Here is a 10,575-nt window from a genome sequence, read left to right as displayed (position 1 = left end):
GAGGTTCGATGAGTTCCGGTGGGCGCAGTCCGAGCGCACCCATTGCGGCATCAGCGTGGCCCAAGGGGAACAAGGACCACGCAAAGGCGCCAAGCCGCAAAGGAATGGGTTCTAATCTTTGCGGCTTGGCGACTTTGCGTGAGCTCCTTCCAGCAAGGACGCCGGCGCACCAGTCAAACCGCAGCAGATCACTTGCCACAAAAAGCGCGAGAAGACACAAAAGAAGACGTAGGCCGTGGCAGCCAGGCGTCGGTTCGCAGCGTGAACGATGAATTATTGGCAGTTCGACTGCCGTGATTTACGCATCTTATCAGCAGTCGGACTGCCGATAATGGGAACCACCCGAATTAACTAGTGGTTCATGGGAAGGGCGATCGCTCTTTTGGGACTGAGGCTTTGTTTTCCACGCGACCGGACGCCGGGAGTCGGGGGTTGGGGACGTGGAAGCGACTCCCACGGACCGCTGGGCGGTTGGGGATGCCGACACGCGTGCGGCAAGGGGCGAGCGAATCAGTGTCGGATCTCGCGAGTGGGATAGGCTTCCAGGCTCGTCATTCCAGAGTCGACAGGCTGGAAGCCTATCCCACCTATTTTCCGTGCGTTGCTCAGCCGAACAGGTTCATCATGGCGATCGATGCCGTCGTCTGAAATTGTCGCTCAGTCGGCTGCTCGTCTTTGATCAGGCCGCTGGGGCCGATGATGAAACGGGTGTCGGCGTAGTAGTCGAAAAAGTAGATTTCCTGCTCGCCGCGAAACACGATGCCCGACGGCTGGCCGTCGCCGTGCCGACTGGCGACGAAGTACGTGTTCTTGCCGAGCTTTTTGTGGGTGTTGGATCGCTTGAATCCGTGGTCATGCAAGAACTGCGCCGCCATCGCAGCGTTCGGGAAGTCATCGGCCAACTGTTCTTCGATCACGCCGGCGCGTCCCTTGACCGGGCTTCCCTTGACCGGGTACCAATCGGCGAATCGAAAGTCAGACTCCGGCCGGTGCGGGATGCAGGATTTGCCTCGTAAGAGGGTTCGGTTGAGAGGCTGGTACAGATACAGATCGCCGCCGATTTTGAATTTGACAAAGAAAACTCGCAGCGACTTCTCGGTGGCTTCGCCAGCGGGCGTGCTGATCGCGTATTCGCCATCGCCGATCTCGGTGGCGGAACTGCGTTGATAGCCGAGCGATTCCAGCAGCTCGATCGTCGGCTCATAACGCTCTTCCGCCGGAAAGCCGTCGATCACCATCACGAAGGCTCCGAGCTCGTCGAAACCGTCGGCAACGTATCGGTCGTATTGTAGGTTCAGCATGATCGGATCAGTGGAAGAGGAGAGTGGGATGATGAGGGGATCGTTGGAGAAACACGGAGCCTGTCTTGCGACCGCCCGGAACGACCATCATACACACGAGGGCTGCCGATCCTGCATGGGTTGTTTTTGTTAACCGGGGGACATTTTTTGGTGGCCTGCGAAAATCGGGGCGGGAGAGAGAGGGCAGAATGATTCGCGACAGAATGATCCAATGCCCTAATCAGAGGCTGGGCTAGAACGTGCGATCGGAGGGCGATCGGATCGGGGCGTCGAGGTCGTTGCCGCGGGTGATGGACGCTTCGTGGGCCAGCTCGCGTTCGATGATTGCGTTGATCTCGCTCTCACCCAAAATCGACTCTTCGACCGCGATCACCTCGCCGGGTTGCGGATGCGCCGGAGTGGCGCCGCCGTGTTGCGTTTCGCCGCTGAAGGGAGCCTTGGCGAAATCGACGACGGAGCGAACGATTTGTCGGCCGGGCGCGGGCGATGTCCTGCGTGCGGTGGCCGATTGCGTTTCGGTCAAGTGAATGTTGAAGTACTCCAGCAGCGATCCCATTTCGAAGTTCAGGTTTTTCGTCGCCAAGGCATACTGGACTCGGGCACGATTGGCGTCGCTGGCCGCTTCGGCATAACGCTGTTCGGAATCCAACAAGGCATTGAAATCGAATTGACGCACCGGCGCCTGGGCTTCACCGGCCAGGATCTCGTATTGTTCTTTTGCCGCATTCTCGCGATTGAGCGCCGTTCGTAAGATCTCGTAGGCGCGATCACTTTCGGCCATCGCGTTACTCAATCCATACACGACCTGACGCTCCAGTTCGGTCAACAGGGCGCGTTCGCGGGCCAACCTCAATTGGGCATTGCGGACCGCCGAATGGGCTTGCCGGAATCCGACCGGATAGGAAAGACTGAGCCCCATCAACCACTCGTGCGTCCCCGTGCCGGTCGCGGTACCGGCCGGAGAGATATTGTGATCGAACAGGCTTTCGCCCAGGGCGCGATAGCGGTAGCGTCCGACGGCATCGAGCCGCGGCAGCAAGAAATTTCGGCTGGCGGTCAATTCATAGCGTCGTCGATCGACGTTCAGCCGCTGGCGGCGCAGTTCGGTGCGGCGTGCCAAGGCATTGGAAACGATGTCGTTCCAATGGTAGGTGACCGGCGCATCGGTCGGCGGGCTGGTGGGATGAATCAGTCGACCGTCGTTGATCGGCAATCCCATGATCAACCGCAGACGTCGTTCGTTGACATAAACGCCGCCGGTCCCTTGAAACGTCCCGCCGCCGCTGCCGTTGAATGTGCGGGTGCCGACGACCAAACGACCGGCCAGCGAGTTTTGAACGTCTTGCTCGAATCGGAAGTATTGCTCTTTGGCCTGTGCCAGTTTGTCGTCTTCGGCCCCGGGAAGCCCCTGCCGGGCTTTGAGTAACAAGTACGTATTGAGACTGCGGTCACGAGCCTGTTGCTTGACTTCCAAGTCGGCATAGGCGAAGTGCAGATCCCAGTAGGCGTTTTCGACGTCGCTCAAGTAGTCCCGCAGCGCGATCTCAAGCTGCGCCACCGTCACGTCGGCGCTGAGCCGGGCGATGACGACGCCGTTGTAGACGCCCGGTGTGGCATTCGGGCCGGCGATTCGATTGAAGTTGACGCCCCGCCCTTGCAGCAACGGATGTCGGACCTCGCCTTCAAAATTCCAATTCCACGCCGTGCCATCGAGCAGATTGCGATCGGAATTGTTCAAGTCCGCGTCAAAATTGTGGCGCAGGGTAAACAGAGCCCCCGAGGCCGTTTGTTTACTCAGGCTCGATTCCAGCCGCGTGAGTTGCTGTTGGTAGAAATTTTCGCCGCCGCCGGCGAACTCATTGTTGAGCACCCGATCGTTGTCTTCGTGGAACAGGTCGCCGTTGACCTGCGCATCAAATTCGCTGAGCGCCGCTTCCACGCCGCTGGTCGGATCGGTTGCCTGAATCGCCGGTCCATAAATGGTCGGCGTTAATCCCGGTGTTTGAATCACGCGGGCACCCAGGTCACGCAGCACCGTGGAGTTTGCCAACGCGATCTGAACCGCCTGATCGATGGTCAGATCCCAGGGTTGGGGCGCCGCCGTGCCAGGCGAAGAACCTTCGCGAATCGAGAAGGGCGTGTTGGCACCAAGCGGGGCATCGCTCCGAACCACTTCGTTCAGGTCCGGCTGCGCGATCGTTACCTCCGCCAAGATACTTGTCACCGCCGCAGGAGGCACCGAAACACCGGTCGCGCAACCGACCAAAGCCAGCAGGGAGATCGCGCAAAGGCCGTAGTTCGTGATGCTCCTGCACGTCATCGGAGGTCTAATTCTTTCCGTAGCGTTTGCGAATCGTTCCGTGGTACGATGGTAGCCCCGAGTCGTAGATCGGCATCGTGACCGCCGAAATAGATTCTGTTTTCGGCAAAGACACTCTTTTTGATACATTCGCAACAGACGCCCCAGACCTCCCATCTTACCGAAAAGGTCGATTTCAATTGGCAGACAGTGTGACGTCCTCCCCGGAACAATGCGGCGAAGAGTGGGGCGAGATCGAGCAGTTTGTTGCCGAGATTTCCGAGCTTTCCCAGACTTCCGTTTCACTTCACGCATTCGCCGGCGAAGCACTCGAGCGAACCGTTGAACTGCTCGGTGCTGCCGGCGGCAGCGTTTGGATGGCGGACGACGACGGAGGGTTTGCGTCACTGTGCCAGGTAGAGGTCGACTCGGATTTGCCGGATGCCGCGTTGATCGCCAGTGAACACCACACACGATTGTTGCGTTCGGTGCTCGACAGCAGTCGTCAGCAGTCGGCCGCGATCCCCATCACCACCGCACCGGGCGACCGGCCCCAGGGAACTCCGTCAGGGCGCGGCGGCGTCCACGAAACGTACTACTGGACCGGTTCACCGCTGCGGATGGACCGGGACGTGATCGGCGTGCTCGAAGTGGTTCAATCCAACTCGGTCAGCCCCGCGGCGCGAACGGGAACTGAACGTCTGCTGGCAATCGTCGCGGATTTGGCGGGCGACTTTTTGCGGCGACAGCGGCTGAAGGAACTTCAATCGGCGGTCGATCGATGGCGTCAATATGAAGCGTTGTGCCAGCGTGCCCATGCGAGTTTGGACTTACGTGACACGGCGTATCAATTCGTCAACGACGGACGTTGGTTCATCGGCTGTGACCGGGTCAGTTTGCTGGTTCCCCTGCGTGGACGCTTGACCGCGATTGCGACCAGCGGCGTCGACACGCTCGATCGCCGCTCGGACCTGGTGCGTTCGATGGAAGAACTGGCCAAAGCGATCGAACCGTCGCGACAGTGGTTGCGTTATCGGGGAACGACCGATCAGTTCCCGCCTCAATTGGAACGCCCCCTGTGTGCGTTTGCCGACGACTCCCACTCGCAATCCATCGACGTGGTGCCGCTGTTGGTGTCGTCCGATGCATCGGGCGATGCGACGGAATCACTGGTCGGCATGTTGGTGTTAGAAACGTTCGACGCTTCGATCGCCCCGGATGCGGAAGAGCGGATTGTTCGCATCGCCAACCTCTGCAGTTCGGCGCTGCGCAACGCGATCGACTACCAATCGCTGCCCATGCTGTCGCTGGCCCGCTGGTTACGTCGGACGATCCGATATGGTGGGCTGCAACGACGCAAACTGGCGATCGTCACGGTGGCTGTGGTGCTGGCGATCTTGGTCCTGCGATTGATTCCGGCGACCCATTACGTGGCAGCCGAAGGGGAAGCGCAACCGCTGATCCGGCGCAACATCTATGCGCCCGTGGATGGTGAAGTGGTCGAGGTGCGTGGCGGCCACGACGAATCGGTCAGCGCCGACCAGATTCTGGTGGTGCTCCGCAGCCGAGATCTGGAACTTGAACTGGAACGGTTGCAGGGCGAGTACCAGACGACGGAGAAACGATTGTTGGCGATCGCGTCGGCGCGTGTTCAAAGCGGATTTGACAACGCGTCGGCTCGAATCCCAGGTCAGTTGGCCGCCGAAGAACAAGAATTGAAGCAGCAACTGGCGAGTTTGCAGACCCAGATCGCATTGGTCCGCAAGCAACGCGACAGCTTGGAGATACGCAGTCCGATCGGCGGGCGGATTCTGACCTGGGATCCCGAAGATTTGTTGTCCGATCGTCCGGTCCAACGGGGTCAGTTGTTGGTCAGCGTGGCGGATCTATCCGGTCCCTGGGTGCTGGAATTGTTGGTCCCCGATCGCAGCGTCGGCCACGTGATCTCGGCCCAGCGAATCGAGGACGAGCCCCTGGACGTTTCGTTCACACTGGCGACCGGCAGCTCGCCGACGTATCGTGGCAACTTGAAGCAGATCGCCGGACGCACCGAAGTGCTGGACCAACAGCAGGCTTCGACACGGGTACTGGTTTCAGTCCCCAGCGAAGCGGTGGAGTTGCTGCGACCGGGAACGACGATCAAGGCGAAATTCGATTGCGGGCGTCGATCCTTGGGATTCGTCTGGCTACACGACCTCTTCGAGACGGTCCGAGGATGGATTTTATTTTGAACCGGTTGAATCACGAACGGGAAGTACGAATGAAGAATGGGAGACCGATCGGCATGTTTCACCTGGGCTTGTGGACGATCATGCTCGCATCAGCTTGCGTCGTTGGCTCGGCCGAAACGATCGGGGTGGATTCGGTGCTGATTCGCTTGATCGATCAAGTCGACGTGCCCGCTCGGGCGGTCGGCTCGCTGGTCCAGGTCCATGCATCGGAAGGCAAGCTGGTCGAAAAGGGAGATCTGCTGGCGCAAATCGACGATACCGAAGCCCAGTTGGATTACAAGCGTGCGACGTTTGAATTGGACATCGCGATGCGTGACGCTGAAAACGATGTCGCGATCCGATCGGCTATGAAGACGAGGGTCTATTCACAGGCCCATTTCGATCGACTGGTCCGAGCCGACGCCGCTCAGCCGCGAAGCGTGTCTCAGTCGGAACTGGAAAAAGCGCGATTGGATGCCGAACAGGCAGAGATTGAGATTGAAAAAGCCCGCAGCGAACTTCAAAACGCCAAAACGAAAAAGGACTTGATGGCCAACGCATTGGCTATGGCTGAACGAAACATCGAGGTGCGGCGCATTTTGGCGCCGCAAAGCGGAGAGGTGGTCGAAGTGTTGCGTCACGTGGGCGAGTGGGTGACACCTGGCGAAAAGATCTTTCGGATCGTCAGCATCAAACGGTTGCGTGCGGAGGGATTTGTCCAAGCGAGCCGAGTCACCGAAGCGTTGAAGGGGTTGCCGGTCCAGGTCATGCCACACGACGAAGACAAAACCGCGCAATCCTATTCGGGAACGATTGTGTTCGTCAGCCGCGAGATCGACCCGGTCAACGGCCAGGTTCGCATCTGGGCCGAGGTCGACAACCACGACGGACGATTGCAACCCGGACATCGCGCTCGAATGTCGATCATCACGGATTGACCCTGGTGCTCCGTGAACGTTTAGATCTGAACAGAGCACAAGGGAGACGAGCGAAGTGTCGACCGACAGTGAATCATCGGCGGGGGTGGGGCGTTTAAAACTCCGCAAACGTCCGGACCTGGAAGTCTATCCACAGCGTCGTCGCGGAGATCACGTGTGGGTGATCAAAGACCCGCTTGCGCTGCGATACTTTCAGTTCCGTGAAGAGGAGTTCGCGATCCTGGGGTGGCTCGATGGTCGCTCGAGTCTGGAGCAGATCAAGCAACGGTTTGAACAACGTTTCGCCCCGCGTCGGATGACCAACCAACGGCTGCACTGGTTTGTGGCCAATTTGCATCGCAACGGACTGGTCCTTTCCGATGCACCGGGACAAGGCGAACCGTTGCGGACGCGTCATGACCAGCAGCGACGCGCCTCGTGGATGAATGCGTTCTCCAATCCGCTGGCGATCCGATTTCGCGGATTTGATCCCGATTGCTTACTGAACTGGCTGTATCCGAAACTGCGTTGGATCTTCTCGCCCTGGTGTGGTGCGGCGTGTGGATTGTTGGTTGTCACGGCGGTTGCGTTGCTGGTGACGCAAGAGGGTTCATTGACGCGGCGATTGCCGGAGATGAATGCGTTGCTGAGCCCGCGCAATTTATTGGCGTTGGCCGTGGCGATGGCGTTGATCAAGTTGCTTCATGAAATCGGTCACGCGTTGACGTGCAAACACTACGCCGCCCGCTGTCATGAGCTCGGTGTCATGTTGTTGGTGTTCACGCCTTGTTTGTATTGCAATGTGACCGACGCATGGAAGCTGTCCAGTCGATTGCAGCGTGTGGCGATCAGTGCAGCGGGGATCCTTGTCGAGGTGGTTCTGGCATCGCTTTGCACGATCCTGTGGTTGTCCAGCCAACCGGGGTTGTTCAACACTCTTTGCCTGAACGTGATGATTGTCTGTTCGATCGGAACGGTGCTGCTCAACGGAAATCCGCTGCTGCGGTATGACGGCTACTACATCTTGTCCGACGTTCTGGATTTGCCGAATCTCTGGCAGGACTCACGGCGCGTGGTGCAGCGTCTCGCCTGGCGTGTCTTTCTGGGCATTGATCCTGGGAAACCGGTCTCCGTTCAGGGGCGTCGTGGGGTGTTGCTGGTTTACGCTCTCGCATCGATGTTTTACCGAATGGTGGTGATGGTTTCGATCCTGTATCTGGTGTACCGCATTTGCAAACCGGCGGGATTGATTCTGATCGCCCAGATTTTGACCGTCGTTTTGCTTGTCGGACTTCTTTCACCTCTCTTGACCGCGGTATCGCGAATCATGACCAACCCCTCGACACGTCGCAAAGTGAAGCCCGGCCGGTTGCTGATTTCCGCCGGAGTGGTGACCTTGCTGGTCGCCGCCTGCCTTTGGGTGCCGCTTCCCTGCCGGATTGTCGCGCCGACGATGATCGAGCCGCTCGATGCCCGCCGCGTCTATGTTTCGGTGCCGGGCCGGCTGACGCAATCGGTTGCAACCGGGACGAAGGTGGCCGCGGGAGAACCGCTGGCGTACTTAGAAAACATCGAAGTCAGGCGCGAGCTGGAAAGTGTTCGTGGTCAGCTGAGTCACCAAGAACTGCGGGTCAAGCATCTGGAATCGTTGCGTGGCGACGACGAGACGCTGGCCTCTCAATTGCCGGCCGCCCGAGAAATCCTAGCCGACTTGCAACGCAGATTGAGTCAGTTGCGCAAGGACGAAGAAGCATTGGTGTTGACCGCCCCCGTTGAAGGCACGGTGCTGGCTCCGCCGACGCTGCAGCCGCCGACGCCCGGTGAGCTGGAACTGAAACATTGGAGCGGCACGCCGATGGACCCGAGCAATTTGGGGATGACGCTGGAACGAAAGACACTGTATTGCCTGATCGGCCGAGAAGACGCTTTTGAAGCAGCGGTTTACATCGACCAATCGGACATGCAGTTTGTCCGCAAGGATCAGCGGGTGAAGCTGTTGTTGGACATCGCCGGCGGTGAAGTCATCGCCGGCACGGTGACAGAGATTTCACGCGTGAGCGTGAAAAGTGTTCCATCGGAATTGGCGGTGGACCAACAACTCTCCAGCCGTGTCGACCAAGCCGGCGTGCTGCGACCGGAAACGACGTCCTACAAGGCCCACGTTCAACTCGATTCGACCGATGTGCCGCTGCTGATCGGCGCTCGCGGGCGGGCGAAGATTTCGGTTCAATCGCAACCGCTCAGCCAACGTGTGCTCCGCGTCCTCTCACGGACCTTCAAAACGGTCATCTGATCAACCGTTTCAACGGTGGCGTGTGGTAGCCGCTGCGAACGGAACTGCAGGGCGGATCGATGGCCGCGGACAACGGCAAGACACCGGCTTTCCATGCGAAGTGAATCCCTGAGTGGACCGCCGGCACGCGTTTCAGCGGACCACGGATCGCGCCGTAGCGTTCCAATCGGTTGTCTTCAAAGTACAGCGGCTGGTGACAAAACGACGCGCCCGCCCAAAAGTCTCGCATGGTCAGGTCAGACCGATGCAACAGGGTCAATTGCGGAACAGAATCGTGCCGGGCCAGACCACTGGTATCGGCGGGCAGATCCGCGTCGGCAACCGGTTGCTGCGATGACGCTCCCAGACCTCGGGGGCGAATGTCCAGCCACGCCCCCGTGGATTGCGTCGGGGCTGTGACAGGTTCCCGCTGCATGACATCGTGACCGAACTGACTGTCACCCAAGTCCAACACGTCGCTTTCGATCAGCTCCGGCTGTGGATCGTCAAATGAATCGAAGGTTGAGGAGCCTTCGTCGGCAGACTCCAAAACGGGTTCACGGCGGATCGGCAACAGACCTGGCGGTTGCGACACGGGCACGGGCTGCACCAGTGCCGGCACCTCCACTTCCACTTCCACCGTGTTGACAGAGGGCGGTTGGGGCAGCGACTCAAATGGTTGCTGCGCCAAGGGCTCGCCCGCCGATGCTTGGCCGGCCTGATGGAGCGAGGAAAAGGTCACTTGGGAGACGAGAGTCGGCGGGTCCGAATGACGCCGCGACTGATTCGAGGCTTCCCGCGCAGAAACATCGCTCCCGGAGGGCAACGCTGTGAAGCATTTTTCCCATGTGTTTCTTGAGGGGTTAGCGGCAGGGCGCGAGCCCTCCGGCTCTTCATTTTTGCTATAGCACCGGGGGGCTCGCGCCCTACCGCTTAATAATGTGTCACCGGGTTGCCCGGCGGGGTTGCTGACCAAAATCCTGGGGGCGAGTCGAATGATGCTGGCGGTTGGATCGGTGGTGATCGGCACGCCGCCGACGACGCCCGCATCCCCGGCGACCAGCTGTGTGGCGGTCAACATCGATGCGGCACAGGCCAGCGTGGCCACGCCCCTGCGGCACAACGTTTCAAGGGTGTTTCGACGTCGAATGCGACGCGATCGCGTCGAGCGGTTTACCGAGTCGGTCATGGCCGGTCACTTTCCAACGTGTTGATGCAACGTGTTGATGCAACGTGTGTTCAATCAGCGTGTCAAATCAGCCGCTCAGATCTCGAGGCCGCCGATGGCGGTCGCTGTGAAGGGAGGACAGAGTACCTGGAGCAAGAGAAGGCTTCGTCGCCGACGGACATCGGACTGCAGTTTCTGGCGTTGCGCGAACAAACAGGCAGGACCGCTACATCCAGATCAAGTGCATCAGTTGACCAGAATTGTGACTCAAGCCGATCGAGATTCCGCAAAGCCTGGGAATCTGATCCGTTTGTACCGAAATTACACCGGGACGGTTGCGGACCTGTCAGCGTTTCTGACGGTGATCCAGGGGCGATGTGTTAAAATCGGAAGGTTGCGTCAATCGTC

The 10,575-nt window shown here is 59.3% G+C and carries 7 protein-coding genes; 4 read left to right on the top strand and 3 right to left on the bottom strand.

Annotation, left to right across the window (positions count from 1 at the left end; genetic code table 11):
* Nucleotides 1–605: 605 nt before the first annotated feature.
* Nucleotides 606–1,301 carry a hypothetical protein gene (locus NZK35_RS01245; protein ID WP_259630784.1) on the bottom strand — a complete coding sequence of 232 codons (696 nt, stop codon included), beginning with the start codon at nt 1,299–1,301 and terminating at the stop codon, nt 606–608.
* Nucleotides 1,302–1,533: 232 nt separating this feature from the next.
* A complete protein-coding gene (locus NZK35_RS01240; protein ID WP_259630783.1) occupies nt 1,534–3,621 on the bottom strand; it encodes a TolC family protein in 2,088 nt (695 codons plus the stop codon).
* A gap of 191 nt (nt 3,622–3,812) precedes the next feature.
* Between NZK35_RS01240 and NZK35_RS34535 the strand changes: the two genes are divergently transcribed.
* From NZK35_RS34535 to NZK35_RS01225, 3 genes are read left to right on the top strand one after another with little or no spacing between them, the layout of a single operon-like run.
* A complete protein-coding gene (locus NZK35_RS34535; protein ID WP_259630782.1) occupies nt 3,813–5,831 on the top strand; it encodes an efflux RND transporter periplasmic adaptor subunit in 2,019 nt (672 codons plus the stop codon).
* Between the two features lie 29 nt (nt 5,832–5,860).
* Entirely contained in the window at nt 5,861–6,748 is an 888-nt protein-coding gene (locus NZK35_RS01230; RefSeq protein WP_259630781.1) for an efflux RND transporter periplasmic adaptor subunit, read from the top strand.
* A gap of 55 nt (nt 6,749–6,803) precedes the next feature.
* Nucleotides 6,804–9,020, top strand: a complete 2,217-nt coding sequence (locus tag NZK35_RS01225; RefSeq protein WP_259630780.1) for a site-2 protease family protein — start codon at nt 6,804–6,806, stop codon at nt 9,018–9,020.
* Here the strand turns inward: NZK35_RS01225 and NZK35_RS01220 are convergent.
* On the bottom strand, nt 9,013–9,741 hold the full coding sequence (locus NZK35_RS01220; RefSeq protein WP_259630779.1) for a hypothetical protein: 729 nt from the start codon (nt 9,739–9,741) through the stop codon (nt 9,013–9,015). The genes NZK35_RS01225 and NZK35_RS01220 overlap by 8 nt on opposite strands.
* 253 nt (nt 9,742–9,994) lie before the next feature.
* On the opposite strand from NZK35_RS01220, the gene NZK35_RS01215 reads away from it, so the two are divergent.
* Nucleotides 9,995–10,213, top strand: a complete 219-nt coding sequence (locus NZK35_RS01215) for a hypothetical protein (RefSeq protein ID WP_259630778.1) — start codon at nt 9,995–9,997, stop codon at nt 10,211–10,213.
* The last annotated feature ends 362 nt before the right edge of the window (nt 10,214–10,575 follow it).

Origin of the sequence: Stieleria sedimenti, assembly GCF_025060895.1 — a bacterium.
GTDB lineage: Bacteria > Planctomycetota > Planctomycetia > Pirellulales > Pirellulaceae > Stieleria > Stieleria sedimenti.
Note: the sequence above shows the minus strand (reverse complement) of the source record. Positions and strands in the feature narration are given on the sequence as shown.